The following is a 26015-nucleotide window of genomic DNA, read 5'->3' as shown; positions in this document are numbered from 1 at the left end:
CGAATTTTATCTTTGGGAAATATAAATTCGATGTGCAGGCAAGCCAAGTCCCAATTCGCATCGTCAGCGAGATTTCACCAATTCGTCGTAAAGAATGTGTTCAGATACCCAGCCTGTCACGCAGCGCATACCAAGTCATGGCCAGTATCAGCAACGGCGTCCGCAAAGCAGGACCACCCGGGAAGGGCACTGCAGGAACGCGGGCCATGGTATCGAACCCCTCAGCCTGCCCCTGGATCGCCAACGCCATGAGTTGCCCCGCATGGGTCGCGGTGCCGACGCCGTGGCCAGAATAACCCGAGGCGGACAGGATATTTGGCGCAACCCGGGTCAAATAGGGCATGCGCCGCATGGTGATGCCCAGCGTTCCGCCCCATGCGTAGTCGATTTTGACGTCACGCAGATGCGGAAAAATCTCGGTCATCGGCTTGCGGACTTTTGCGGCGATGTCCTCGGGGAAACGATAACCATAACTTTCGCCACCCCCAAACAGCAGCCTGCCATCGGCGCTTAGCCGGAAATAGTTTATCACGAACTTGGTGTCAGCAACGGCGATATCTTTGGCCAAAACTTTTTGCACTTCAGCGCCCAAAGGTTCGGTTGCCGCGATGAAATTGTTGATGGGCATCACGCGCGATGCAACTTGCCGGTTCAGATCTCCGAGGTATCCGTTGCAGGCCAGAATAACGTGATCGGCAGTGATCTTGCCCTTTTCAGTGCGTACAGTGACACGAGCGCCCTGATCGATGCCAAGAACTTCGGTGTCTTCATGCAGTCTTAATCCGGCTCTGACAGCGGCACGCGCAAGGCCGAGGGCGTAGTTCAACGGGTGTAGGTGCGCGGCACCATTGTCCAGATACCCACCCGCATAGGCTGGTGAGGGGCAAAGCCCGCGCGCGGCATCGGCATCTAAAGTTTCGATTTGGTCGTATTTGTATTTACCCGACAGATGCGCCGCGTGATCATGTAGCTCTGCGCGCTCCGAGTTGTTAAAGCCCAGAACCGCAATGCCGGGCTTCAGGTCGCAATCGATCTGATGTTTTGAGATCAGAGATTTGACCAGATCCTTGGCTTCTTCGGCCAGATCCCAAAGCTTTAACGCATCTTCATCGCCGACAAGCCGTTCAAGATCCTCTTGATCCAAACGCTGCGCGCTGCCCAGTTGGCCTCCGTTGCGACCCGAAGCCCCAAAGCCCGCGCGATGAGCTTCCAGCAGGACAACATCGAACCCAGCCTCAGCCAGGTGCAATGCTGCCGAAAGGCCCGTGTAACCGCCTCCGACAATGCAGACGTCTGCGGTATGGTCGCCTTCAAGCGCCGGGTGGCGGTCAAAGGCGTGCGCCGTCGCGGCATACCAGCTCGGCGGGTACTCCGCCTTGCGGTCATTAGAATACAGCAGGTTCATCGCGTCTTTGCCCTAGACGTTCATCAGCAGATGCTCGCGTTCCCACGGGGAAATGACCTGCAGGAACTCTTCGTACTCAGCACGTTTGACGATGCCGTAGACACGGGCGAACTCGGGACCCAGAACTTCGTGCAGGGCAGTGGCTTCATCAAACAGATCCAGAGCTTCACCCATGATCTGAGGGATATCGCCGTCGCCTTCATAGGCGTCGCCATAGAATTGGCGGCGTGGGCGTTCTTGCTGAGTCAGGCCCAAATAGCCACAGGCCAACGACAATGCGATGCCCAGATAGGGGTTGCAGTCCATGCCTGCGATGCGGTTTTCGACCCGGCGCGCCTCGGGGCCGGACAGAGGTACGCGAATGCCAGTTGTGCGATTGTCGCGTGCCCACTCCAGATTAATCGGGGCCGCATGGTCTTTGACGTAGCGGCGATAAGAATTCACATACGGTGCCATCACCGCCAGCCCTGCAGGCAGGTGGTTCTGCAAGCCGGCGATGAAGTTGTAGAAGGCGTCCGTTTCTCCGCCCTGAGGGCCCGAGAAGATATTCTGACCCGTTTCCATGTCGATAATCGAGTGATGGATGTGCATGGCCGAGCCCGGTTCATCTTCGATCGGTTTCGCCATGAATGTTGCAAAGCAGTTGTGACGCAACGCGGCTTCGCGGATCAGGCGTTTGAAATAGAATACCTCGTCCGCCAGCTTCACCGGATCGCCATGACGCAGGTTGATCTCTAGTTGTCCGGCACCGCCTTCTTGCGTGATCCCGTCGATTTCAAACCCCTGAAATTCGGCAAAGTCGTAGATGTCGTCGATCACTGGCCCGAATTCATCGACCGCTGTCATCGAATAAGCCTGCCGCGCCGCCGCAGGTCGGCCCGAGCGGCCCATCATCGGCTTGATCCCTTGCGCGGGATCTACATTCGGCGCGACAAGAAAAAATTCCATCTCGGGGGCGACAACCGGCTTCCAACCTTTGTCGTGATACATCTTCACAACGCGTTTGAGCACATTGCGGGGGCTGAAAGGGATCGGCTCGCCATCCCGGTCGAACGCATCGTGAATCACCTGCAAGGTCCAGTCGCCCGTCCAAGGAGCGGCCGACGCAGTTGAGAAGTCGGGTTTCAGGATCATGTCCCGCTCAATGAAACCGTCCTCACCTGCAGCTTCGCCCCAATCCCCTGTGATGGTCTGGTAGAAAATGCTGTCGGGTAGGTGAAAATAGGATTGCTTGGCAAACTTTGACGCCGGGACCGCCTTGCCGCGGGCGATGCCGGGCAGGTCAGAGATGATGCATTCAACCTCATCCAGCCGTTTGCCTTCAAAGTAGGTGCGCGCCGCCTCAGGCAGCTGATCTGTCCAGTCGGCCATCAGGCCCTCGCTTTCTTTAGGAACTCTGCCATGTGGTGTCCGATTTTGGCATTATCATCCGGGGCATCTTTCCGGTTCGCTGCCGCCTGCATCAACGCATCGGGAACCACGCCTTTGCCTCGGGTCTCCATCAAGCCCTGTATGAAGTCATTTTCATATTCAGGATGGGCCTGCACGGTCCAGATCGTATCGCCATAGGTGACCATGGCGTTCTGGCAAAAGTCATTCGTACCGGTGACCACCGCACCTGCGGGCAGTTTGGTCACTTGATCCTGATGCCAAGCATTCAAGGTGACGGTCTGATCGCCAAAGCTGTATTCCGTGCGTCCTACAGCCCAGCCACCATCAAACTTTTCCACTTTTCCACCAAGCGCTTGCGCGATGATCTGATGTCCAAAGCAGACACCAATCAAGGGGTTCCCTGTCTTCTGAATATCCCGGATCAGCTGTTCAAGCGGGGGAATCCAAACGTGATCTTCGTATGCGCCATGACGAGATCCGGTGATGATCCACCCGTCGGCCTGATGCGCGTCTTCCGGAAACTCACCATCGACCACTGCGTATGTTTGGAATTCAAAGCCGTTCCCACCCAGTAATGCGCGAAACATGCCATCATATTCCCCGAATTGTTCGTGCAATTCATCGGGTGGGTGGCCGGTTACAAGGATGCCGATTTTCATAGTTCACCAAATTTGATCAAATTTATTCTAACGGAGCGAAGCGAGCTGGGCAAGAGGTTCAAACGCTCTCAAGATAGCTGAGCCAGTGCTCGTCAGGGGGGTGGGACGCGAATCGTGCAATTTCCTGCCGTTTGGTCATTACCAGGTTGCGGATCAGATCGTCCGGGAAAATGCGCGCAACTACCGGGTCAGTTTCGAAAGCAGAGATGGCCGACGGCCAGTCGGCTGCCAGCTGCGGCAGATCCGTCAACTCATAGGCATTGCCCGAAATCGGGCTGGGCGGTCGCAGGCCATCCTCGATCCCAACCATTGCCGCGCCCAGAACTGCGGCCAGCATGAGATAGGGGTTGATGTCACCGCCAGCAACGCGATGTTCGATCCGTCGGGCGGCAGGGGCACCACCCGGAATGCGCAGGGCCGCTGTGCGGTTTTCATAGGCCCAGCTTGCTCCGGTGGGTGCGTGGGCACCAGGCACCAGGCGCGTGTAAGAATTGCCATGAGGAGCGAAGATCAGCGTAGAGCCGGGCATCGCGGTCAGACATCCGGCAACCGCCGAGCGCAGTTCATCGGTTCCCTCGGCCCCTCCGTCATCGAAGACATTGCGTCCATCGACATCGACGACCGAGAAATGCACATGCATCCCGTTGCCCGCATCCTCGGCATAGGGCTTGGACATGAAGGTTGCTGTGAAGCCATGCTTGCGGGCCACGCCACGCGCCAAGGTCTTGAAAAGCCACGTATCATCGGCGCAGCGCATGGCGTCCTGATGGTTCAGATTGATCTCGAACTGGCCGATCCCGCTTTCAGATATTGCAGTCTGAGCGGGAATACCCATAGCGGCGCAACCATCATAGAGATCGGTGAAGAACGCATCAAACGCGTCCATTTCGGCCATCGACAGAACGGCTTCGTCCCGCAGCCTGCGGCGCGTGACCGGGTTGATGGGAGGCTGCGGTTGGTCGCCTGAGGCGTCAAGCAGAGTGAACTCGAGTTCGGTGGCGGCGATGACCGACCAGCTCCGTTCGGAAAATCGATCTAGAACCGCAGAAAGCGCGTGTCTCGGATCGCCCGCAAAAGGCGTGCCGTCATCGTGGTACAGGCACATGGGCACCAGCGCGGTGGGTGTATCAAGCCAGGGCATGGGAACCGGACCACGCCCGGTGGGGCGCAACACACCATCTGCATCACCGCTTTCGAAGACAAGCGGGCTGCCTTCGATATCAGCGCCCCAGAGATCGACATTGAGCGCAGAGAACGGCATGCGTACGGCGCCTTTGTCCAACTTGGCACCGTATGAGGGCGGCACGCGTTTGCCACGCATCTGACCGTTGAGGTCACAGGCGGCGACGCGGAATGTATGCAGGGCGCTCAGGTCCATTGGGGGCTCCGTGGTCTAGTCACGAGAGGTTTAAATCAGGATTAGCGTCTTGTCACGAAATTTGATCAAATTACGAATAGGCGTCGCTTGCGGTGGGGCGCGATGTTGAAAATCAACCGACTTGTACAGTGGTCGAGACCGCTGTCTTCCGAGTTGTACAACATTCAGGTGCCCGATTGTGCCGGGCGTAGCGATGCCTATAGTCTCATATATGTTCATCTTTCTTACCATAGTGTTACTGATCGCAGGCGGGGTCGGCTATTACGTCTGGTCCAAGAGACAGGCCCGCGCGGCGCTGTTGGCGACGCGTCTGACCTCGGATCAACGGGACATCATTGATCAGCAAGTTCCCATCATCCGGCGGCTGCCCGCCGGGCTGCGCAGCCACTTGGATGGCAAGGTGAACCTGTTTCTGGATCAAGTGAGCTTCTACGGCTGCGACGGGTTGGAAGTGACTGAGGAGATGGAGCTGTCGATTGCGGCGCAGGCCTGTTTGCTCGTGATCAATAGCGACATTTGGTATGACAATCTGACGACCATTCTGATCTATCCCAATGCGTTCAAGTCAAAGCAGCAGCGGCGCTCGGGCTATGTCGTGTCCGAGAAAGAGATCGTGCGGACCGGGGAAAGCTGGGATCGCGGACCGGTCATTTTATCATGGGCACACAGCCAGCAGGGCGCTCTGGATGATCGCGACGGGCAGAACGTAGTGCTGCATGAATTTGCGCATCAGATCGATGATCTGTCCGGGGGTACAAATGGCGTACCGATCCTGAGTGAAGGGCAGAGCTTTGCCGAATGGGAAAAGGTATTCCTGACCGCCTATGACGCGCATGTTCACGCGGTTGAAAGCGGGCGGCACACGGTTATCGACCCCTATGGCGCAACCGGGCATGAAGAGTTCTTTGCCGTCTCGGTCGAAGTGTTCTTTGAGCGCCCGAAAGCGCTGAAGCACGAGGTGCCCGAGGTCTATGAGCAGCTTTCGAAACTGTTCCGGCTGAACCCGGTGGAGTGGGCTTAGCGCGCCAAATTTAGTCGGAAGCGCATCTTGGCTTTCCGCTCGGCAGGCAGGTGGCGGTTCAGGCGTTTGTTGACCCTTCCGAAGCCCCAAACGATGACCAGCGTCAGCAGGATGAAATAGAACGCCAGAATCGGGTAGGGGATGAACGGGTTGAACGTCTTGTCCGCGAAGTAGCTGGCGTAATAGAGCGCGTCGCCCCGTTGTTGCCAGGCCGGGAAGGCCGAGAAGAAGACCAGTGTGGTGGACTGGAAGACAAAGATCGCTTCGTTCGTATAGGCGGGCCACGCCAGCCGCAGCATTGTGGGCCAAACGATACGTCGGAAGCGGGACCAGCCGGACATGCCATAGGCGTCAGCGGCTTCGATATCGCCCTTGGGGATCGAACGCAGGGCGCCATAGAAGATCTCACCCGAATAGGCGGAAGTATTCAGGAACAGCACGATCAGCGCCCCCAGCCAGGCCGAGGTGAAGGCGTCGAACATCGGATAGGGCTTCTTCAGCGAAAGGAAGAAGAAATAGGCGAAGAAGAACTGGATAAACAGCGGCGAGCCGCGGAACAAAAAGATGAACCACTCGGACGGTTTGCGCAGCCATTTATTCGAAGACGCTTTGCCGACGGCCAGCGCGGTGGCGAGGAAGAAACCCGTGACCATCGCCATGATCCCGAAATAGATATTCCAGATCATGCCCGAGCCGATCAGCGTGAAGTGCTCGCACAGGGTGAAATCGGTTTTGGGCAGCAGGCGTTCCCCGAAGCCTAGCGAACGGAGGCCGTAGTCTTGAATGGTCTGGATGCAGCTCATGCGGTGGTCTCCTTGCGCAGAAGCTCTCCGCCCGATGTGGCCTGACCATGGGACAGGCGGCGCATCAGTTTCTCAAGCCCGATTTCCGAGACGCGGGTCATGCCGAGGTAGAAGATCAGCAGGGCGAGGAAGTACCACATGCGCCAGTCGCCATGAGGGTAATCGGTAAAGCGGGATGTTTTTGTGCCACCCAACTCGCGAGCCCAATAGACGATATCTTCGATGCCCAGCAAGAAAAGCAGTGGTGTGGCCTTGATCAGCACCATCCACAGGTTCGATAGGCCAGGTAGGGCGTAGACCCACATTTGCGGCACCAGGATACGCCAAAAAGTCTGGCGGCGTGTCATGCCGTAGGCTGCGGCCGTCTCAAGCTGGGCGTGTGGTACAGCCCGCATGCCGCCGAACAGGACGTTGGCGGCAAACGCGCCGAACACGATAGAGAATGTGACGACGGCAAGGAAGAAGCCGTAGGTTTCATGCACCCATTCGGGTGCAGTGCCCAGCGGCAGCTTGGCGGCCTGACAGACGATGAAGTCGTTGCCCTGCCGCACCGGATCGGTCCATTCGGGGCAGAGCACTTTATGGCGCAGCCATTCAAAGCCCTGATCCAGAGCGATCACGAAGAACAGAAAGAAAGCGATATCAGGCACGCCACGCACGATGGCGATATAGGCCTTACCCAGCCAGCTAAGCGGCGGGAAATGCGATCGCGCTGCCATAGCGCCGGCAAAACCGAAGCTCAGGGCGACCGGGGCGGTGACGGCCAGCAGACCCAGCACCTTGAAGAACGACAAGTAGAACGACCAGTGGACGCCATTGGTCAGATAGCACGAGAACCAGCGGAACGTGCCCAGCGTGTCAGGATCAGCGCAGTAGGAGAACATAAGGCGTCTTTCGAACGTCGTTACCGGCAAAGCCAGCGTCTCGGCCCGGCGCTGAGACACCGGACCGGGATATGTTAGGAATTAGTTGGTGACGACTGAACCGTCAGCACCGTATGTGGCGGTTCCTTCACCGAACCACTTGGTTAGCATTTCGTTCAGTGTGCCATCGGCTTTCATCGAGGTGATGGCTTCGTCGAACTTGCCGCGCAGCTCACCGTCGCTTTCACGCAGGCCCATGCCGACGCCACCGCCCAGTGGAACCGGATCCCCGACAAACACCAGCTCACCGCCCGATTCCTCGACCAGCGGGACCAGATAATCGCGGTCTGCTAGAACTGCATCGGCTTCGCCGTTGCGGACGGCGGCGATGGTTTCTTCGGGGGTTGCAAACTCGACAAGGGTTGCGCCGGATTCGGCAACGTGGCCAGCCTGGATTGTGGCAGTTTGCGCCGCAACAATCCCGCCTGTCACATCTGCTGCGTCAGAGGTCGCAACGTATGCTGAAGCGGTAGGAGGGTAGTAGTCTTGAGTGAAGTCAATGACCTCATCACGCTCGTCCGTGATCGACATGCCCGCGATGATGGTGTCGTAGTTGCCCGAAACCAGGTTCGGAATAATCGAATCCCAGTCATTCTTGACCCATTCGCACTCCAGACCGGCGCGCTTGCACAGCTCGTCACCGACTTCACGCTCGAAGCCGTCGATCTCACCAGCATCATTGATGAAGTTGTACGGAGGGTAGGCGCCCTCGGTGCCCATGCGCACAGTTTCGGCCATTGCGATACCGGCGGTCAACGCCAGCGCTGCGGTGGTCAGAATCAGGTTTTTCATGAGTTACTCCCCTTTATTGGTTCTGTCCGTTGGTTAAGCCGCCTGAGTGGCGGAGAGAAAGCCCTGAAGCCGTTCGGATTCAGGGGCAGTGAAAATGTCTTCGGCTGAACCCTCTTCTTCGATCAGGCCCTGATGCAGGAACACAACGTGGCTGGAGATATCCGCAGCCATCTTCATGTCATGAGTCACGATGATCATGGTGCGGCCTTCTGCGGCCAGATCCTTGATCACTTTGATCACTTCCTGTTCCAGTTCGGGATCGAGCGCTGAGGTCGGTTCGTCAAACAGCAGCGCCTGAGGTTCCATGCACAGCCCACGTGCGATTGCGGCGCGTTGTTGCTGTCCGCCCGATAGTTGCGCCGGATAGACGTCGCATTTGTCGCCAATGCCGACCTTCTCCAGATATTTGCGCGCGCTGTCTTCGACCTCGGCCTTGTCGCGGCCCATGACAGTGACCGGAGCCTCCATCACATTCTGCAGGATGGTCATATGGGCCCACAGATTGAACTGCTGGAACACCATCGACAGATTTGTGCGGATGCGCAGCACCTGCTTGGGATCGGCGGGACGGCGATGATTGTGGCTGCCAGTCCAACGGACGGGCTCGCCTTTGAACAGAATCTCGCCCTCTTGGCTGTCTTCCAACAGATTGCAGCAGCGCAGCAGGGTAGACTTCCCCGAACCGGATGATCCGATCAGCGACACGACGTCGCCGCGATGCGCGGTGATGTCCACGCCCTTGAGCACCTCGAGTTGGCCAAAGCTTTTGTGCAGGTTCTTGATCTCAATGACGGGAGCGGCGTCTGTCACGGGCAGTCCAGATATGATTGGTGTTGGTGCGGTAATAGGGCTGAAAAATCGGGCTAATGCAATGCGCAATTGACAAGTTCACGCAGCGAAATTGCCAAATCGGGCGGTCGCGCTGTCTAAACTGTCAGTTTGTTGGGCGCATTCTGTGACCCGATGCACCATTATCGACAGGTCAGCCAGATCAATCTCTTGATTGCGGCCCAGAGATTCAGGTCACAGGATTCCGGATCAACCGAGGTGATCCTAAGCGAAACCGAATTTATTGAACTGGCTTGATCCAATCACCAAAACTGTTTGAATTTGGGAATAATTCGTTTTGAGTTAAAGATTGAAATATACGAATTCAATTCACGTAAGGGGCTTCTTGTGATCGCGCTATTATTTGCATTGTTCGCCGGCACGATGGTGCTGGCATACTTTAAGCTGGTCAGAATTTCATACGCATTGTTCGTGCTGACGCTTTTGGCGAGTGCCTACTGGCTGAAGTTTCACGCCACGACCCCCTTAACGATTCAACTGTGAGGTCGTCCAATGTCACCTGAGTTTGCTCGTAACATGAATGCGATTGGTGCACTGGCGGTTTGCCTGGTTCTGGTGCTTGCCTTCTACTTTCAGCTTATCCTTTACGAACTGCCCTGTCCGTTATGTTTGCTCCAACGCGTGGGATTCGTGGCCGTTGGGTTCGGGCTTGCTCTGAACCTGTTATGGGGTACGCGCGCCAGAAACTATGGCATCGTGCTGGTGGCAGCGATATTTGGGATCAGCGTTTCGATCCGCCAGATCCTGCTGCATATCGTGCCCGGAACAGGGCACTACGGCTCCCCGGTTCTGGGCCTACACTTCTATACTTGGGCGGGAGTCGCGTTTGGTTTGATCATCCTTGGCACCGCAATCATGCTGGTATTCGAGAAGCAGTATGATCTTGCGTCGGACGTTCGGGCAACCGAACGCTTCGGAGGAAGTACATTGGCCAAAACAGCGTTTTTCCTGATTTTGGCATTGGCTGTCGCGAACGCTGGTTCGGCGCTTTTGGAGTGTGGGCCCGGCATCTGTGACGATCCACCGACGGACTACAAGTTTCTGAATGAGCTTGAAGGCAGCGATTCATAGCGCTGACAAAGCCCGAAGGCTTGCCGGTTGATCAGACCTTCGCCGCCTTTTGTCTTGCAAGCGCCGAATCCACATCGCTCACGCCGAGCAGGCTGACGACAAGGCGTAGCAGAGAATCCTCTTCACCGCTGCGGTGCCCGTCCGCCAGTGCGACCGACCACATGGCCTGCACAACGGCCAGGCGGTCGTCATAGGCGATGGCCTCTTTGATGGCGCGAGTAAAGCGGACGGTGTCGGGCGCCTCGGCTTCAAGGTCTTCGGCGCGGGCGCGCAGGGCTGCGGCCTCAAATGGCGACAGGCCATAGCGTTCGGCCGAGATGCGGTCGATTCGGGCCATTTCGGTATCGGCATAGTCGTTGTCGGACCGAGCGATACGCACCAACAGGGCGGTGAGGGCCAGACGGGCATCATCTTCGACAAGCGGGTCGGGCTGCGGCTGTGTGAGCCGGGACAGGAAATCACTGAACATAAGCGTTTATATAGAGATAGCCTAGGTCGCTTCCAAGCGGCTTTGTATCCGCTCGCGTGCCGCTTTGCTGTCGTTGAAGCTGAGGCCCATGGCAATGCGGGCTTCTTCGACGATCTTGACCTCGCCCTCGTCCGAGTTGCCATCGGCCAGCACGACCTCCCACAGGGCGTCAAGCGCGGCCAAGCGTTCCTGAAGATCGGTGGTTTCGCGGATCAGTTTGCCGAATGTATCTGTTTCCGGAGCAGCTGCGTGCAATTTTTCGCAGGTGGCGCGGACTTTGGCGGCCTCGATCGCATTGTGCTGGTAAAGTCGCGCAAGAATGCGGTCGATCAGGCTGATCTCTTCCAGCTTATAGTCGCGGTCGGCCTGCGCGACACGTACCAGCAAAGCCCCCAGGGCCAGTTCGGCATCAGGATCGGGCAGTTTGTCATGTTGCGGTGGCCGAAAGGCCTGGAAGAATTTTTTCAACATATCGGCAGGATATTCCGTAATTCGAGGCGCGCCAAGCGGTGCTAGCCCTCATAGCCCTGAATAATCACAAGATCGCCGGTCGAAACCGGATCGCGCAAGGACTTGGCGGCTTGATAGGCATCGCTTTCATAGCAGGCCAGCGCCTGTTCATAGCTGGGAAATTCGATGACAACTGTGCGGGCACGAGCCTTGCCTTCGGGCTCGCTCCTCTCGCCGCCGCGTACAAGAAACTTGGCCCCGTAATCGGCGAATGGGGCCGCATTGGCAGCAATGTAAGATTTGTAGGTTTCAATGTCGTCTACATCGACATGGGCAACCCAGTATCCTTTGGCCACAAGGTGTCCTCCGCTGGTATCGGATGCAAGGTGCGGAGGAACAGGTTGAAATGCAATCCCCTAAAAGTGGATCATCCACCGGATTGCAGCGCGGCGCGTGCTGAATCCTGTAACCAAGCGGTCATTTGCCGATAGGGAACCGGGCCATAGCTGATCCGGGCCACGCCGAGTTTCGCCAGCGTCGGCGTGTCAGGCGTGCCGGGCAGGGCGATGATGTTGACCGGCAAGTCGGTGGCCGCGCAAAGCTGGCCGATCATGGATTCGTCTTTCAGGCCCGGCGCGAAGAACCCGCTGGCTCCGGCATCGGCGTAGGCTGCCGCGCGGGCCATGGCGTCATCCAGCATCGCTTGATCATGCGTGTCCGGAGCGGCTTTGAGGAAGATGTCAGTGCGGGCGTTGATGAAGGCGGGAACACCGGCCACGTCACAGCTTTCGCGCATCGCAGCGACACGCGCTGCCTGTGTTTCAATGTCATAAAGATCTTTAGTTCCAACGACCTGATCTTCGAAGTTAAAGCCGATTACTCCGGTTTCCAGCGCGCGTTTGACATTGGCCGATATGCCAAAAGTATCCTCGGCATAAGCGCCTTCGAGGTCCATGGTGACCGGTATATCAACCGCCTCGACAATGCGGCGAGCGTTGTCTAACGCCAACTCAAACGGGATGTTCTGGCCGTCCGAAAACCCCTGCGCCATCGCGACCGGAGCACTGCCAGTCGCCAGCGCTTTGGCCCCTGCATCGCGTACAGCGACGGCGCTGCCGGGGTCCCAAATGTTATAGAGGATGACCGGATCACCCTTCTTGTGCAGGGCGGCAAATGTTTCTGCTTGGGTAATCTGATCGGTCATGGCCGGTCTCCTGTCGCTGCTATGGCGGCAGTTAACCGTGCAAACCGCCGGCGCGTAAAGATATTTCGCGCCGACTGGTACAAATCTGTTATCGGCCCGTGATCAGACCAGACGCGAGGTGTCTTTCGCGGCGCGCACGAATTCGCGGAACAGGGGGTGCGGGTCGAAGGGTTTGGATTTCAGTTCCGGGTGATACTGAACACCAATAAACCATGGGTGATCCGACCATTCGACGATTTCCGGCAGGCGACCATCCGGGGACATGCCCGAGAAATTCAGGCCTGCCTTTTCCAGTTTGTCGCGGTACTTGATGTCGACCTCGTAGCGGTGACGGTGGCGTTCCTCAATCTGGGTGCCGCCATAGACTTCCGCGACCTTCGAGCCTTCGGCCAGAACCGCATTATAGGCGCCCAAACGCATGGTGCCGCCCTTGTCGTCTCCGACTTTGCGTTCGACCTTGTGGTTGCCCTGCACCCATTCTTTCAGGTGGTAAACAACGGGTTCAAAACGCTTTTTGCCAGCCTCGTGGTCGAATTCCTCGGACCCGGCTTCGGTGATTCCCGCCGCGTTGCGTGCGGCTTCGATCACGGCCATCTGCATGCCCAGACAGATGCCCAGATAGGGCACTTTGTGTTCACGCGCATATTGAGCGGCCTTGATCTTGCCTTCTGTCCCACGCTCGCCAAAGCCGCCGGGGACGAGGATGGCGTGGAAGCCTTCCAGATGAGGTGCGGCGTCTTCGTTGTCAAACACCTCGGCATCGACCCACTCGATCTTGACGCGGACGCGGTTGGCCATGCCGCCATGGGTCAGGGCCTCGGCAATTGACTTATAGGCATCTTCAAGCTGGGTGTATTTGCCGACGATGGCTACTTTCACTTCGCCTTCGGCGTTGTGGATGCGGTCGCTGACGTCTTCCCATTTGGCCAGATCGGGCTTGGGGGCCGGGCTGATCTGGAATGCGTCCAGAACCGCCTGATCCAGACCTTCACGGTGATAGGCCAGCGGGGCGTCGTAGATGGTGCTGAGGTCTTGTGCGGCAATCACGCTGTCGGGGCGGACGTTACAGAACAGGGCCAGCTTTTCGCGTTCTTTAGTTGGAATCGGTCCCTCGGACCGGCAAACCAGAATGTCAGGGGCTAGACCGATCGAGCGCAACTCTTTCACCGAATGCTGGGTTGGCTTGGTTTTCAACTCGCCCGAGGCTTTGATATAGGGCAGCAGCGTCAGGTGCATGAAGATACACTGACCGCGCGGCTTGTCCTGACTGAACTGGCGGATCGCTTCAAAGAAGGGCAGGCCCTCAATATCACCTACGGTGCCGCCGATTTCACAGAGCATGAAATCAACTTCATCCTCGCCAATCGCGATGAAATCCTTGATCTCATTCGTGACGTGCGGGATCACCTGAATGGTTTTGCCGAGGTAATCTCCACGGCGCTCTTTCTCCAGCACATTGGAATAAATCCGCCCCGAGCTGACCGAGTCGGTCTTGCGTGCCGCCACACCGGTGAAGCGTTCGTAATGGCCAAGGTCCAGATCGGTTTCAGCGCCGTCATCGGTAACGAATACTTCGCCATGTTCGAAGGGCGACATGGTGCCCGGATCGACGTTTAGATAGGGGTCCAGCTTGCGCAGACGCACCGAATATCCCCGGGCCTGCAACAGCGATCCCAACGCCGCCGAAGCCAGTCCTTTGCCCAAGGACGAAACCACACCACCAGTGATGAAAATAAAACGCGCCATGTTTTTCGGCTGCTCCCGTGAGACGTCATTATTAGCTGCCCGGCGGTTCGAAAAAACCGCTGCATCACGGGACTTCACGTATAAAGGATTCGCGCACATAGCGCAAGAGAACCGCAAGATGCTGTTGCAGTTCCCTTATGATTTTCTAGGTTTTGTGGCTTAGTCGGCCGCCTGCGGGATCAGCGGAGCATTGTCGCCTTGCGCCGGCGGCAACAATTCATCTGCCGATGGGACTGCCGGAGCGCTTTCCTCAGCCGGGGCCGGGGCAGGCACGCCCAAACGGTCAATCACCGAGCTGCCAGAAGATTTCTGGGCCGCCAGAATCGTCAGCGTGATCGAGGTGACGATAAAGCACGCGGCCAGGATCCATGTCAGCTTGCCCAACGCCGTTGCTGCCGCGCGGCCCGTCATGGCCCCGCCGCCACCGCCACCCATCCCAAGGCCGCCGCCTTCGGAACGTTGCATCAGCACAACGACAATCAGGCCCAAGGCCAGAAGAAGGTGGATGATGAGAACGACGTTTTCCATGGTGGTCCTGTACAGCGTGGCGTGTATCGCGTGGTACTTATGCAAGTTTGCCAGCGGGGGCAAGTCACGAGTTGGCATCACGTGCGGTGATGTTTCATATCACACCAAAGAGACTGGACAGAGCGCTGTTCTGTCGCGCAGGCTGCGCCTCATGCCACATGATGATCACGACCACCCGCACGCCCTGTTGCCTCCCGAACCCGCGCTGCGCGTCAAAGCGCTTGAGACGATTCTGACCCGCAAGGGTCTGATTGATCCTGCAGCGCTGGATGAAATCATCGATACTTATCAGAACAAGATAGGTCCACAGAACGGCGCGCATGTTGTTGCCAAGGCTTGGAGTGATCCCGATTTCAGAGCCGCGCTGCTGGCGGACGCCACATCGGTCGTGGCCGATCTGGGGTTTTACGGTCGTCAGGGTGAGCATATGGTGGTCGTCGAGAACACGCCTGAACAGCACAACATGGTCGTCTGCACCTTATGCAGCTGTTACCCGTGGCCGCTGCTAGGAATTCCACCCGGCTGGTACAAATCTGACGCTTACCGCGCCCGCGCCGTGCGAGAGCCGCGCAAGGTCCTGTCTGAGTTTGGCGTTACCTTGCCCGAAGGCACTTCGGTCCGCGTTTGGGATTCGACGGCCGAAATTCGTTACCTCGTCCTGCCGATGCGCCCAGAGGGCACAGAAGGATTGAACGCGGACGAATTGGCGGCGCTGGTCACCCGCGACAGCATGATCGGCACTGGGCTACCCAAGGTGCCGTCATGACGCGGGTCCATGATATGGGAGGGCGCTTTGGTGATGGTCCGGTGAACCCGGAACCCGAAGACGCGCCGGTGTTTGCCGAAGACTGGCACGGTCGGGCGCTGGCGGTAACGCTCGCTGCGGGGTTTCTGGGGCAATGGAATATCGATGTCTCACGTCACGCGCGGGAAAGGTTGTCTCCTACGGACTACGCGCGGTTTTCTTACTATGAGAAATGGATGTCTGGTCTGGCTGATCTTCTGGTCGAAAAGGGTGTCCTGACGCTTGATGATTTGCGCGGTGTTGACGGGGATGGTGTTCATCCTCTGACTGAGCGTACCCTGATGGCTGACGCCGTCGCAGGCGCTTTGGCCAAAGGTGGACCCGCAGATCGCCCGTCGAACGTCGAAGTTCGGTTTCAAGCTGAACAAGCAGTCCGAACCTTGAGCCAGAGCGCCAATCGACTGGTTGATGGCGGCCACACCCGGTTGCCGATCTATGCCGCGGGTGCAACGGGTCGCATCCTCAGGCTGCATGGCACTCATGTCCTGCCGGATTCCAACGCCCATGGGTTGGGTGAAGCCCCCGAGCCGCTATATGCGGTCGTGTTTCCCGCCTCAGAACTTTGGGCAAACCCCGAGCATCCGGCGGATGAAGTCGTGCTGGACCTCTGGCAGTCTTATTTGGAGCCCGCATGAGCGATTGTATCACTCACTCGGCCCCCGAGCCGGTTTTTGCCGAGCCCTGGCACGCGCAGGTTTTTGCGGTCACAGTGGCCTTGAACGAAGCGGGCCGGTTTGATTGGCCGGACTGGGCGGAACGGTTTTCCAATACTTTGAAACGGAACGGCCTCAAAAAAGATCTGGATGGTGGGGACGATTACTTTCACGCTTGGTTGGAGACCTTGGAGGCGCTGCTGGCTGAGCAGGGGGAAGCGCCCACTGATGATGTCCAGGATCTTCGCAATGCATGGGAAGAGGCTTACCTGACAACACCCCACGGTCATCCCGTACAATTGCGCTAAAAGCAGAGGGGGCGCTGCCCCCGCCGCCCGTCCGGGCGACTCCCCCGAGGTACTTTTGGCCAGATGAAGCAGGGGATCCGCTCTTCATCTGGCCAAAAACACCTCCGCCGGAGGCATCGCGCGCAGCACGATTTGTATCTGCGGCGAAATATCGGTTTCCCTGCCGTCTGTGCCCGGCTATATGAGCCGGGTTTGAATATTCAGCGCAAAAGGACCGGATATGGCCAACGTGGTTGTTGTCGGCGCCCAGTGGGGCGACGAAGGAAAAGGCAAGATCGTCGACTGGCTCAGTGAGCGAGCGGATGTGATCGCGCGTTTTCAGGGTGGACATAATGCCGGGCACACGCTGGTCATTGAGGGTGAGGTTTACAAACTGCATGCGCTACCTTCGGGCGTCGTACGCGGTGGAAAGCTGAGCGTGATCGGTAATGGGGTCGTTCTGGACCCTTGGCACCTGATCAAAGAGATCGGTACGATCCGCGCGCAGGGTGTCGATATCACGCCCCAGACGCTGATGATTGCCGAGAACACCCCGCTGATCCTGCCGTTCCATGGCGAGCTGGATCGTGCGCGCGAAAGCCAGAACTCGGTGGCCAAGATCGGCACGACCGGTCGCGGGATCGGTCCGTGTTATGAGGACAAGGTCGGGCGGCGTGTAATCCGGGTGGCTGATCTGGCTGATGATGCGACGCTGGCGCTGCGGGTCGATCGGGCCTTGGTCCATCACAATGCGCTGCGCAATGGTTTGGGGTTGGAACCTATTGATCGTGACGCGTTGATTGCGCAGCTGAAAGAGATCGCACCACAGATTCTGCCGTTTGCCGCGCCCGTATGGAAGGTGCTGAACGAGAAGCGCAAGGCAGGCAAGCGAATCCTGTTCGAAGGCGCACAGGGTGCGCTGCTGGATATCGATTTCGGGACCTATCCGTTTGTGACATCGTCGAATGTGATTGCGGGCCAGGCCTCGACAGGCGTTGGGATTGGGCCGGGTTCGATCGACTTCGTTTTGGGCATCGTCAAGGCGTACACGACCCGCGTGGGTGAGGGGCCTTTTCCAACCGAATTAGACGACGAAGATGGCCAGCGCCTGGGCGAACGGGGGCATGAGTTCGGCACCACGACGGGGCGCAAACGCCGTTGTGGTTGGTTCGATGCCTGTCTGGTACGCCAAACCTGCGCGACCAGCGGCGTGAACGGCATCTCCTTGACCAAGCTGGATGTGCTGGACGGGTTCGAGACGCTGAAAATCTGCGTTGGATATGAGCTGGATGGCGATCGTCTGGACTATCTGCCGACCGCCGCCGACCAGCAAGCACGTTGCACGCCGATTTACGAAGAGATGCCGGGCTGGAGCGAATCCACCGAAGGCGCGCGCAGTTGGGCAGACTTGCCTGCGAACGCGATCAAATACGTGCGCCGCGTCGAGGAATTGATCGAATGTCCGGTCGCCCTTTTGTCCACCAGCCCGGAGCGGGAGGACACCATTCTGGTGACCGACCCGTTTGCAGATTGATGAGCAGCAACGACAAACCCGGCCTCAGCTATAAGGCACGTCGGCGGTGGTCATTGGTGCTGCTGCTGATCGGGCTCCCCATCTATATCGTTGCGGTTGTGACAATCGTGAACTGGCTGGATCGCCCGCCGGTCTGGCTGGAACTTCTGGTATATGTCGCACTTGGCATTGTCTGGGCGTTGCCGTTCAAATTTGTCTTCCGCGGGGTGGGCAAAGAGGACCCGGATCAAGATCAAAGCTAAGCCGCCCGATTGTCTTGGTGTCTTCTGCGTGGCACGATGTTTGCGACTTTCTTTCGCGGCAACCAGAGGCAGACAGGGCATGAAAAACCGGGTATTAGCGGCGGTTACCACAACATGTATCGCGAGCAGCGCTCAGGCCGATGATTGGCGCTATACCATTGCGCCTTATTTCTGGGGGCCGGAATTCAGAACCTCACTGGACGTGGGACCAAACCCGCCGGTGAACGGGGATACCTCGATCTTCGACATTCTGAAGGGCGCGTTCCTGATCGCTGGTCAGGCCCGAAATGGGCGTTGGACCATTGGTGGTGAGTTCAATTATCTCAATTTGGGTGACGATGTCTCGGTCGGTCGGTTCGACGATGCAGCCAGTTGGGATCTTGAGGGCACGATGGTCTCACTGGCGGCCAGCTATGCGGTCTATCAGGATGATCAGTCACGGTTGGAAGCGTTGGCCGGGCTGCGCCATTGGGACCTGGATGTTTCGACCACCGTGCTGGATCGCACCTTCAGCACGGATCAAAGCTGGACTGACCCGTTGATCGGCGCACGCTATAACTACGCGCTGAATGACCGCTGGAGCCTCACAGCGATGGGCAACATCGGCGGCTTCGGTTATGGCTCGGAATTCCAGTGGGAGGCGCTGGTGCAGGCTAGTTGGAAGTGGCGTGAGAATATCAACGTTGCGGGCGGGTATCGCCATCTGGATGTTGAGTTTGAAGACGGGCGCGATGTGATTGATCTGATCCTGACCGGCCCTTACGTGGCGCTGGCGTTCAACTTCTGAACTTGATTGGCTTTTTGGCTGCGAGCCACGGAACGAAAAAGGGCCAGAGTTTCCTCTGGCCCAATTTTGTCTTGAGGGGGTATTGGGGGATCTTGGTGTCAGCCAGCGGCACGCTCGTCGTCGTTCGGGCGGAACCCGATTTGGGTTGAGGCGGCGAAACGGCCACCTCCGGCCTTTTCGATCTTGCCGTCCCGCAGCAACTGACCGAATGAGCGCAAGCTTTCTTCGCGGTTGAACGAGTCCTGCTTGAGCGAGCGAACCTTGTTCATCAACTGTGGACGCGAGAACTGTTCCTGACCTTCGATGAAGGACAAATAAGCCGCGGCAGCTTCCAGCAGGTCGAGTAGTGATTGGGCACCCTGTTCTTGCGCAAAGGCGGCAAAACCACCTTCTTCATCTGCAGATTCCTCGTCCGCAGAGGTGACACGGCGCGGTGTCACCGGGCCGGTGTCAGCCGTTTCGGTATCCACCCGCTGTTCAGCCACCAGCTTCAATGGTGCGGCAGCATCCGGGGTGGGGCGTTCACTGGTGACCTCGATCTCGGGTCGGCGTGGATTGACGACCGAGGCCAGATCACCGCGATAATCATCCTCGGGGGTCTGAGATTTGTCTGCGCCATCTTCGCGGTCTGCTTCGGTTGCAGCAACGGCAGTGCGCAGGTGAGAATATGTTTCGCGCTGGCCGCTGGTGGCAGGATCATCCATATGGGCACCCGCTTCGTCCATCAGGCGCGAGACGTCCTGATCCAGACCCGTCATATCGGGCAGCTCAGCCGTCGTGTTTGCCGCCAGCTCGGTTTCTACCAGCGCCATTTCGTCAAGTAGCAGCGCCTCATCCTCGGCCGAGATGACGCCATGGGCGAGGCCGGTAAGATCCGGTGTTGTTTCATCTTCGTCGGTGTTGTCCTGGTCATTCAGGATGTTTGAGGGGCCTTCGTCTTCAGTTTCAGATTCGTCGTCGAGGTCCGAGAACAACACGTCCTTGTCCGTGACATCTGCTGCCGGCTGTTCGGGCGCTTCGTCCTCGTCTTCAAGTTCGGCAGTGATCGCCGGTGAGATGATCGGGGCTGCTTCGACTTCGTTCTGCTCGTTGGTGGCAGGTGCGATAGGTTCTTCGTCCTGAACGGGCAGCTCAGCGATGGTTGCCATTTGCTCAGGTTCAGCAGGCTGTTCGACCTTCGGGGCCGTTGCCGGAGCGTCGTCCGCGGCCGTGTCTTCCAGATCGGTCGGGCTCAGCGCGCCGGACTCAAAAGCGGCAGAAATTGCATCGACCTTTGGCTTCACGGGCTGCAGATAGCTGACGTCTTCGTCTTCAGAGTATCCGGCAGGGGCAGCATCGGAATGCGAAACAACAGCCCGGATTCGCTGCAGCTTGGCTGCGATACTGTCAGCGGCGGGGGCATCTTCGGATTGCGGAGCAGACGGAGCAGGGGGAACAACATCCGCGACAGGCTGAGCAGGTTCAGGTGTTATGGCTGACGCAATTGCAGCGGGGGTCGGTGCTGCAACCGGGGCGGTTTCCGTTGCGCGCAGCAACAGGCCGGTCTCGTTCTGGCTGGCTTCAACCTTCTGTGCGGCGTCCCGCTGTGCGATCCGGGTCAGCATCTCGGCGTCAGGCTGAGGGGGTTCCGATCCGAAGTATCGGTCATCCGCTGCAAGGTCCCGGAAATACTCGGCGATCGCCTTCATTGTTTCAAATGAATCGTCAAAGCCTTCGAGGGTGCACGAGAAGGTGCCGTATGAAACGGTGAGTACCTTGTTGTTCTGTACCATCAGACGCATGTCCTTTACAAACTACCAGGTCGACTACCAGACACAGCAGGGGCAACCGACTCGAAACTCTAGCCATGAAGCTATCATTTTGTGGTTTCATTATGTCCAAAACTGGAAAATATGGTCAATCTTGTGGAAAATGGGGCAATTGTTCGCTCTGGCGGGCCAATCGGGCTGTTTGGTGGGGGCGAAATCTGTTCAGAGGATGTGAATCTGGTGCTAAATCGCGTCAATTCTGCCGTTGCGGCGGATGGCGGTGCGGCTGCGTTGATTGATTCGGGACGGATGCCGGACGCAGTGATCGGCGATTTGGACTCGATTACGGCAGAATATCTGGCCCGGATTCCTAAGGATCGGTTGTTCCAGATATCCGAGCAGAACAGCACCGATTTTGACAAGGCGCTGCGCAATATGGATGCGCCTGTGGTGCTGGCAGCAGGATTTCTGGGCGCGCGCGTGGATCATCAGTTGGTGGCGTTCAATACACTGGTTCGGTTGCAGGATCGGCCTTGTGTCCTGTTGGGCGCACGAGAAATTGTCTTTCATGCGCCACCCAGGATCAGTCTGGAGCTCACAGCAGGAGACACGGTTTCATTGTTTCCGCTGCGGCGGGTGACCGGGCGCAGCGAGGGGCTGGAATGGCCGATTGATGATCTGGTGCTAGAACCGGACGGGCAGGTCGGAACCTCAAACCGAGCGCTAGGCGCGCTAACGCTTGAGGTCGATGGACCCGGGTTGCTGACGATCCTGCCGCGCGCGGCGTTGGATCTGGTTATGCAGGCGTTTCAGTCGGGCCGGACCGAGCGTTGGCCCGCTCGTGCAGGATAACGTAGAGCCCGGCGGTGATGCCGATGCCGATGCCTAGCGCGGCAAGCCCGTTTGGCAGATCGTGGAAGATCAGCCAGCCGATCAGGGTGGCGACCGGAATCTCTAGATATTGCATCGGGGCCAGAGTCGCAGACGGCGCATAGCGCAGAGACCATGTCATAAGTAGATGCGCCACGGTGCCCAGCACACCGATTCCCAGCAGCAGCCAGAGTGTCTCAGCCGTGGGCATGGTCAGGGACATTGCGGGCAGGCCGATTTGGGAACCCAGCAGGACAATCGGAAGCAAAAAGGCGGTCGCCATGGCCCCCGATACAGCCTGCAGCGCAACCGGGTCGGTTTCCTTGGCGATCTGCCGCGTAACCAGCATGAACAGGGCGAAGACCACTGCGACGATCAAGGGCAACAAGGCAGGCGCGCCCACTTGTGCAAAGCTGGGTTGGATGACCAGCAAGGTGCCGATGAATCCCACGACACAGGCGACCAGACGTCGGGGGCCGACCTGTTCGCCCAGAACGTATTTGCCCAAAAGCAGCATGATGAAAGGCATTACAAAGGCGATGGCCACGGTATCGGCCAGCGGCATATATTGCAGCGCTGTGAACATCGCTGCGATCCCAATGATGTGCAGAAGGGTGCGGATCATCGTCAGGCGCAAAACGCGCGGCGTCATCTTCCATGGCTTGCCGGTCATCGCGATCAGTGGGATCAGGACCATCGCCTGAACAGCAAACCGCACCAGTACCAACAGTCCCAAAGCTGTGGTTTCACCCAACAGCTTTGCCATCCCGTCACCCAGCGGTGCGAGCACGCAAAAGCCGAGCATCAATATGATGCCGAGAACGGGACGATCCTGAGTCATGTGCGCGACGCTAGCGGTTTCGCGGCAGAGGGGGAAGCTCTGATCTCAGGTGTCGGGCAGGGGTTGGACTTTGGTGTAATCCGGGCCGATGCAGGTGGGCAGGCCGTCACCAAGCTGCAGCCAGCTAAGCTTTTCCTCGTGCGCGACATGCAAGGTTGGGCTGAGTGCTTCGGGTTTTTCCAGCGTCGCCACATAGAGGTGCATAACATCCGACATCACAGTCGAGCGGAAGGAGATTGGCGTGCCGCAATGGGGGCAGAAACTGCGCTCGACTCCGGGGGATGAGTTGAACCGTTTTGGCTGTTCCCCGGTCCAGCGCCAATTGCCGTCGCGCACCCCGAAATAGGTGGTCATCGGGGCCGCGCATTGGCGACGGCAGCTGTCGCAATGGCAGGTGACACAGGACAGAACCGGAGGGTCAACCTCGTATCCAATCTTGCCGCACAGGCAATGTCCGCGCATGTCACCCCACTTGTTCTTGCTGTCAGATCAGCAGTTCGGCACGTTGACGGCCAACCCGCCCAAAGATGTTTCCTTGTATTTCTCGTGCATATCCTCGCCGGTCTGGCGCATAGTTTCAATGGCCGCGTCCAAAGGCATAAAGTGCTTGCCGTCGCCACGCAGGGCCAGCGAGGCCGCCGAGACGGCCTTGATCGCGCCCAATCCGTTGCGCTCGATACACGGCACCTGCACAAGGCCCGCGACTGGGTCGCAGGTCATGCCAAGGTGATGTTCCAACGCGATCTCGGCGGCGTTTTCAACCTGCTCAGGCGTACCGCCCATCACGGCGCACATGCCTGCCGCAGCCATGGCTGACGCGCTGCCAACCTCGGCCTGACAGCCCGCTTCAGCGCCCGAGATCGAAGCGTTGAACTTGACCAGACCACCGATGGCGGCGGCGGTCAGCAGGAAATCCTCGATATGGCTTTCGGACGCGCCGGGCACGTGATCGAGGTAATAGCGCAGAACTGATGGCAGCACGCCTGCCGCGCCATTTGTAGGGGCGGTGACAACCTGCCCACCGGCTGCGTTTTCCTCGTTCACGGCCATGGCGTAAACGCTCATCCAGTCGTTGATCGTATGCGGGGCATTCAGGTTCATGCCGCGTTCTGCCAGAAGGGCATCGTGAATGCCTTTGGCGCGGCGGCGCACGCTGAGACCACCGGGCAGGATGCCATCCGTTTTTAGCCCACGCTCGATACAGTCATTCATCACCTGCCACAGACGCGCGCTGCCTTTGGCAAAACTATCCGCGCAACCACGCGCGATTTCATTCTCGCGCTTCATCTGAGCGATGCTCTTGCCACTGGTCTTCGCCATCTCAAGCATCTCGGCAGCGGATTTGAAGGGGAAGGGCACGGGGTCGCCTTCATCCGTTGCTTTGCCTTCGGCCAACTCTTCCTCGGTCAGGACAAAACCACCACCGATCGAGTAATAAACCTGCCGCAGGATGACGTCGCCCTGCGCATCGGTGGCCATCAGAATCATGCCGTTGGCATGACCGGGCAGATTGTTTTCATAGTCGAAGATCAGATCGGCCTTGGGGTCGAAGGTCAGGGTAGGCAGGCCTTCGGGTGTCACCGTATGGGTTTCGGTAATCTGTGCCAGCGCGGCCTCGGCCTTGTCGTTGTCATAGGTGTCGGGGACAAATCCGGCGAGACCCAGAATCGTCGCGCGGTCGGTGGCGTGGCCGACACCCGTGAAAGCCAGCGAGCCGTGCAGTGAACCCCGCAAGCCCGCGAATTCGAACGGTGAGGCGCGCATCATGTCAAGGAACCGCGCGGCGGCCACCATGGGACCCATGGTGTGTGACGAGGATGGGCCAATGCCCACTTTGAACATATCGAAGACAGAGAGAAACATGTCAGGTAGCTGAGCCTTCTGGAGGGTTGGCGTAGGTCGGCGAGGTGAAGGGAGTGACCCCCAGCCCCTCGGCGGCAATTGCTGCGCGGGTCGACGGGTTTGATTCTAGCTGCATCAGGATCTTTTGCAGATAAGGTGTGTCGGCCAGTTGATACCAGCTTCGGTCTGCCTTAGCGGGATAGAGTGCCATCCAGCGCATCATGCAGGCGACATATATCGTGAGGACTGAAGGGCGATCAGCACTGAACCAGTCGGGCGCTTTTTGGGCTTGAGCATCCAGCAGATTCAGGTGCTGCCGCAGCCGCGGGCGGATGCCGGAGCGTAGTGTATCGGACTGATCAGCAGCGATGTATTTCTCGGCATAGAACAGCATTCGCAGATCGGCATGCAGGGTATTAGAGGCGAAGAACAGCCACTTCAGGAATGCCGCCCGATCAGGGCTGACCTGTGTCGGGGCCAATTGCCCATGCGTATCAGCCAGCCACAGCAGGATTGCGGCGGTCTCGAAGATCGGACCCTGGGGCGTCTCCAGCACCGGGATCAGCCCGTTCGGATTCAACGCCCGATACGCCGCACTATTCTGTGCATCACGGACGCGATCGACCAGTATGGTCTCATAGGGCAGGCCCATCTCTTCCAGCGCCAGTCGGATCACCAGCGAGGCGTTGTCGGGGGCGTAGTGCAGGCGGTATGGCGATTCCATGGCGACTATCTAGGGGGTCTGGCGATCACAATAGAGGCTGATTGCGACGTTTCCTATCGGAAACGCGTATTTCAGCGACATGTTAGCACAGGTATGAAGTGTTTTGCCTCTCGCAGTTGCGCGGGGCATTCCGTATAAGTCTGGCAGTATTCTTGGGGGAAGCTGCCATGACCAGAGATTTGTCGCCCATCGACAAAGCGAAATACGTTGCTGCCTGTCGCGCCGCCGATCTTGTTCAGGACGGGATGCGTGTGGGATTGGGGACAGGCTCGACCGCCGCGTGGTTGGTGCGCCGCCTGGGTGAACGGGTGCGCGATGAAGGGTTGAAAATCAAGGGCGTTCCGACCTCGACCGCGACGGCGCAATTGGCGCGGGAAGAAGGGATCGAGGTCGTCTCGCTGGATCAGGCCGGCTGGTTGGACCTGACGATCGACGGCGCGGATGAGTTCGATGGCGAGTTCAACCTGATCAAGGGCGGTGGTGCTGCGCTGTTGCAGGAAAAGATTGTGGCCACAGCCAGCGATCAGATGGTGGTGATCGCGGATGCAGGCAAAGAGGTTGAGACGCTGGGCGCATTCCCTTTGCCGGTCGAGGTGATCCCGTTCGGCTGGCAGACCACCCGCACCCTGATTGAAGAGGCGCTGGACACAATGGATGTGCTGGGCACCTCGGTCACTTTGCGCATGAACGGTGAGGCGCCCAAGGTTACGGATGAGGGCAATCACATTCTGGACCTGCATCTCAAGCGGATCGGCAATGCCCGCCAATTGGCACTGGTAATGAATCAGATCCCGGGTGTGGTCGAAAATGGGCTGTTCATTGATATTTGCGACAAGGTTGTCATTGGTTATGGCGATGGCCGGGTCGAATTGCGCGATATCAATGAGGGTACAGTCCTGACCGATATGCTGGGCGACGGCGGGGACAACCTGTTTTCCGATCTGGCGGACTAAAGATCAGGCAAGTAGCGCGATAAACTGCAGAAGAAAAAT

Annotated in this window: 30 protein-coding genes; 11 read left to right on the top strand and 19 right to left on the bottom strand. The window is 58.2% G+C overall.

Going from position 1 to position 26015, the window contains the following annotated elements; genetic code table 11:
• Window positions 1–100 precede the first annotated feature (100 nt).
• The 4 genes from ACR0MJ_RS07405 to ACR0MJ_RS07390 are packed head-to-tail and all read right to left on the bottom strand — an operon-like array spanning window position 101 to window position 4834.
• Window positions 101–1405, bottom strand: a complete 1305-nt coding sequence (locus ACR0MJ_RS07405; RefSeq protein WP_170393612.1) for an NAD(P)/FAD-dependent oxidoreductase — start codon at window positions 1403–1405, stop codon at window positions 101–103.
• A gap of 12 nt (window positions 1406–1417) precedes the next feature.
• Window positions 1418–2776: a glutamine synthetase family protein gene (locus ACR0MJ_RS07400; protein WP_170731847.1), complete on the bottom strand. Its 1359-nt coding sequence runs from the start codon at window positions 2774–2776 to the stop codon at window positions 1418–1420.
• Entirely contained in the window at window positions 2776–3456 is a 681-nt protein-coding gene (locus ACR0MJ_RS07395) for a type 1 glutamine amidotransferase (RefSeq protein ID WP_480760203.1), read from the bottom strand. The genes ACR0MJ_RS07400 and ACR0MJ_RS07395 overlap by 1 nt, the downstream gene beginning before the upstream one ends.
• A 58-nt stretch (window positions 3457–3514) precedes the next feature.
• Window positions 3515–4834, bottom strand: coding sequence for a glutamine synthetase family protein (locus tag ACR0MJ_RS07390; RefSeq protein WP_480760201.1), 1320 nt, complete (start codon window positions 4832–4834; stop codon window positions 3515–3517).
• 193 nt (window positions 4835–5027) lie between these two features.
• Between ACR0MJ_RS07390 and ACR0MJ_RS07385 the strand changes: the two genes are divergently transcribed.
• Complete coding sequence (locus ACR0MJ_RS07385) at window positions 5028–5855, top strand: M90 family metallopeptidase (RefSeq protein ID WP_480437024.1); 828 nt, start codon at window positions 5028–5030, stop codon at window positions 5853–5855.
• Here ACR0MJ_RS07385 and ACR0MJ_RS07380 read toward each other — a convergent pair.
• The 4 genes from ACR0MJ_RS07380 to ACR0MJ_RS07365 form a co-directional block, all read right to left on the bottom strand.
• Window positions 5852–6658 carry an ABC transporter permease gene (locus ACR0MJ_RS07380; RefSeq protein ID WP_170393602.1) on the bottom strand — a complete coding sequence of 269 codons (807 nt, stop codon included), beginning with the start codon at window positions 6656–6658 and terminating at the stop codon, window positions 5852–5854. The two genes, ACR0MJ_RS07385 and ACR0MJ_RS07380, sit on opposite strands and share 4 nt — an antisense overlap.
• Window positions 6655–7542, bottom strand: a complete 888-nt coding sequence (locus ACR0MJ_RS07375) for an ABC transporter permease (RefSeq protein WP_170393600.1) — start codon at window positions 7540–7542, stop codon at window positions 6655–6657. The genes ACR0MJ_RS07380 and ACR0MJ_RS07375 overlap by 4 nt, the downstream gene beginning before the upstream one ends.
• Window positions 7543–7623: 81 nt before the next feature.
• A complete protein-coding gene (locus ACR0MJ_RS07370) occupies window positions 7624–8373 on the bottom strand; it encodes a transporter substrate-binding domain-containing protein (protein ID WP_170510687.1) in 750 nt (249 codons plus the stop codon).
• A gap of 33 nt (window positions 8374–8406) precedes the next feature.
• Entirely contained in the window at window positions 8407–9183 is a 777-nt protein-coding gene (locus ACR0MJ_RS07365; RefSeq protein ID WP_170393596.1) for an ABC transporter ATP-binding protein, read from the bottom strand.
• Window positions 9184–9549: 366 nt separating this feature from the next.
• On the opposite strand from ACR0MJ_RS07365, the gene ACR0MJ_RS07360 reads away from it, so the two are divergent.
• Complete coding sequence (locus ACR0MJ_RS07360; RefSeq protein ID WP_223118239.1) at window positions 9550–9705, top strand: DUF5993 family protein; 156 nt, start codon at window positions 9550–9552, stop codon at window positions 9703–9705.
• A gap of 9 nt (window positions 9706–9714) precedes the next feature.
• Window positions 9715–10293, top strand: a complete 579-nt coding sequence (locus ACR0MJ_RS07355; protein WP_170563413.1) for a disulfide bond formation protein B — start codon at window positions 9715–9717, stop codon at window positions 10291–10293.
• Window positions 10294–10324: 31 nt separating this feature from the next.
• Here the strand turns inward: ACR0MJ_RS07355 and ACR0MJ_RS07350 are convergent, their stop codons facing one another.
• The 6 genes from ACR0MJ_RS07350 to secG all read right to left on the bottom strand — a co-directional run bounded on the left by ACR0MJ_RS07350 (window position 10325) and on the right by secG (window position 14690).
• On the bottom strand, window positions 10325–10762 hold the full coding sequence (locus ACR0MJ_RS07350; protein ID WP_170393592.1) for a tellurite resistance TerB family protein: 438 nt from the start codon (window positions 10760–10762) through the stop codon (window positions 10325–10327).
• A 21-nt stretch (window positions 10763–10783) separates the two neighbouring features.
• Window positions 10784–11233 carry a tellurite resistance TerB family protein gene (locus ACR0MJ_RS07345; RefSeq protein WP_170393590.1) on the bottom strand — a complete coding sequence of 150 codons (450 nt, stop codon included), beginning with the start codon at window positions 11231–11233 and terminating at the stop codon, window positions 10784–10786.
• A 41-nt stretch (window positions 11234–11274) separates the two neighbouring features.
• Complete coding sequence (locus ACR0MJ_RS07340; protein WP_170563411.1) at window positions 11275–11568, bottom strand: DUF1330 domain-containing protein; 294 nt, start codon at window positions 11566–11568, stop codon at window positions 11275–11277.
• A 71-nt stretch (window positions 11569–11639) separates the two neighbouring features.
• Window positions 11640–12416 (bottom strand): isocitrate lyase/PEP mutase family protein, encoded by a 777-nt coding sequence (locus ACR0MJ_RS07335; protein WP_170393586.1) that lies wholly within the window; start codon window positions 12414–12416, stop codon window positions 11640–11642.
• Window positions 12417–12518: 102 nt separating this feature from the next.
• Entirely contained in the window at window positions 12519–14162 is a 1644-nt protein-coding gene (locus tag ACR0MJ_RS07330) for a CTP synthase (protein ID WP_170421030.1), read from the bottom strand.
• A 159-nt stretch (window positions 14163–14321) separates the two neighbouring features.
• Window positions 14322–14690: a preprotein translocase subunit SecG gene (gene secG / locus ACR0MJ_RS07325; protein ID WP_010439184.1), complete on the bottom strand. Its 369-nt coding sequence runs from the start codon at window positions 14688–14690 to the stop codon at window positions 14322–14324.
• Window positions 14691–14841: 151 nt separating this feature from the next.
• Here secG and nthA point away from each other — a divergent pair, with 151 nt between their 5' ends.
• From nthA to ACR0MJ_RS07295, 6 genes are all read left to right on the top strand, one after another.
• On the top strand, window positions 14842–15456 hold the full coding sequence (gene nthA / locus ACR0MJ_RS07320; protein WP_170393582.1) for a nitrile hydratase subunit alpha: 615 nt from the start codon (window positions 14842–14844) through the stop codon (window positions 15454–15456).
• Complete coding sequence (gene nthB, locus ACR0MJ_RS07315; protein WP_480561789.1) at window positions 15453–16130, top strand: nitrile hydratase subunit beta; 678 nt, start codon at window positions 15453–15455, stop codon at window positions 16128–16130. The genes nthA and nthB overlap by 4 nt, the downstream gene beginning before the upstream one ends.
• On the top strand, window positions 16127–16456 hold the full coding sequence (locus tag ACR0MJ_RS07310) for a nitrile hydratase accessory protein (RefSeq protein WP_170404914.1): 330 nt from the start codon (window positions 16127–16129) through the stop codon (window positions 16454–16456). The genes nthB and ACR0MJ_RS07310 overlap by 4 nt, the downstream gene beginning before the upstream one ends.
• 220 nt (window positions 16457–16676) lie before the next feature.
• Window positions 16677–17969: an adenylosuccinate synthase gene (locus ACR0MJ_RS07305; RefSeq protein ID WP_480760192.1), complete on the top strand. Its 1293-nt coding sequence runs from the start codon at window positions 16677–16679 to the stop codon at window positions 17967–17969.
• Window positions 17969–18211 carry a DUF2842 domain-containing protein gene (locus tag ACR0MJ_RS07300; RefSeq protein ID WP_170511086.1) on the top strand — a complete coding sequence of 81 codons (243 nt, stop codon included), beginning with the start codon at window positions 17969–17971 and terminating at the stop codon, window positions 18209–18211. The genes ACR0MJ_RS07305 and ACR0MJ_RS07300 overlap by 1 nt, the downstream gene beginning before the upstream one ends.
• Window positions 18212–18290: 79 nt before the next feature.
• On the top strand, window positions 18291–18998 hold the full coding sequence (locus ACR0MJ_RS07295; RefSeq protein WP_170626079.1) for a YfaZ family protein: 708 nt from the start codon (window positions 18291–18293) through the stop codon (window positions 18996–18998).
• Window positions 18999–19096: 98 nt separating this feature from the next.
• Here the strand turns inward: ACR0MJ_RS07295 and ACR0MJ_RS07290 are convergent, their stop codons facing one another.
• Complete coding sequence (locus tag ACR0MJ_RS07290) at window positions 19097–20770, bottom strand: hypothetical protein (protein ID WP_480760186.1); 1674 nt, start codon at window positions 20768–20770, stop codon at window positions 19097–19099.
• Window positions 20771–20890: 120 nt separating this feature from the next.
• Between ACR0MJ_RS07290 and ACR0MJ_RS07285 the strand changes: the two genes are divergently transcribed.
• A complete protein-coding gene (locus tag ACR0MJ_RS07285; RefSeq protein ID WP_480760183.1) occupies window positions 20891–21598 on the top strand; it encodes a thiamine diphosphokinase in 708 nt (235 codons plus the stop codon).
• Here the strand turns inward: ACR0MJ_RS07285 and ACR0MJ_RS07280 are convergent.
• From ACR0MJ_RS07280 to ACR0MJ_RS07265, 4 genes are read right to left on the bottom strand one after another with little or no spacing between them, the layout of a single operon-like run.
• Window positions 21543–22457 (bottom strand): DMT family transporter, encoded by a 915-nt coding sequence (locus tag ACR0MJ_RS07280; RefSeq protein WP_480760179.1) that lies wholly within the window; start codon window positions 22455–22457, stop codon window positions 21543–21545. The genes ACR0MJ_RS07285 and ACR0MJ_RS07280 overlap by 56 nt on opposite strands.
• Before the next feature lie 45 nt (window positions 22458–22502).
• Window positions 22503–22919, bottom strand: a complete 417-nt coding sequence (locus ACR0MJ_RS07275; RefSeq protein WP_170404929.1) for a GFA family protein — start codon at window positions 22917–22919, stop codon at window positions 22503–22505.
• A 27-nt stretch (window positions 22920–22946) separates the two neighbouring features.
• Window positions 22947–24320 carry an L-serine ammonia-lyase gene (locus ACR0MJ_RS07270; RefSeq protein WP_480760175.1) on the bottom strand — a complete coding sequence of 458 codons (1374 nt, stop codon included), beginning with the start codon at window positions 24318–24320 and terminating at the stop codon, window positions 22947–22949.
• 1 nt (window position 24321) lies between these two features.
• Window positions 24322–25023 (bottom strand): glutathione S-transferase family protein, encoded by a 702-nt coding sequence (locus tag ACR0MJ_RS07265; protein WP_480760173.1) that lies wholly within the window; start codon window positions 25021–25023, stop codon window positions 24322–24324.
• Window positions 25024–25190: 167 nt separating this feature from the next.
• Between ACR0MJ_RS07265 and rpiA the strand changes: the two genes are divergently transcribed.
• On the top strand, window positions 25191–25976 hold the full coding sequence (rpiA, locus tag ACR0MJ_RS07260; RefSeq protein WP_170645840.1) for a ribose-5-phosphate isomerase RpiA: 786 nt from the start codon (window positions 25191–25193) through the stop codon (window positions 25974–25976).
• The last annotated feature ends 39 nt before the right edge of the window (window positions 25977–26015 follow it).

Source organism: Ruegeria sp. C6 (assembly GCF_056537625.1).
The sequence above is the reverse complement of the archived record's forward strand: the minus strand, read 5'-3'. Positions and strand labels throughout refer to the sequence as shown.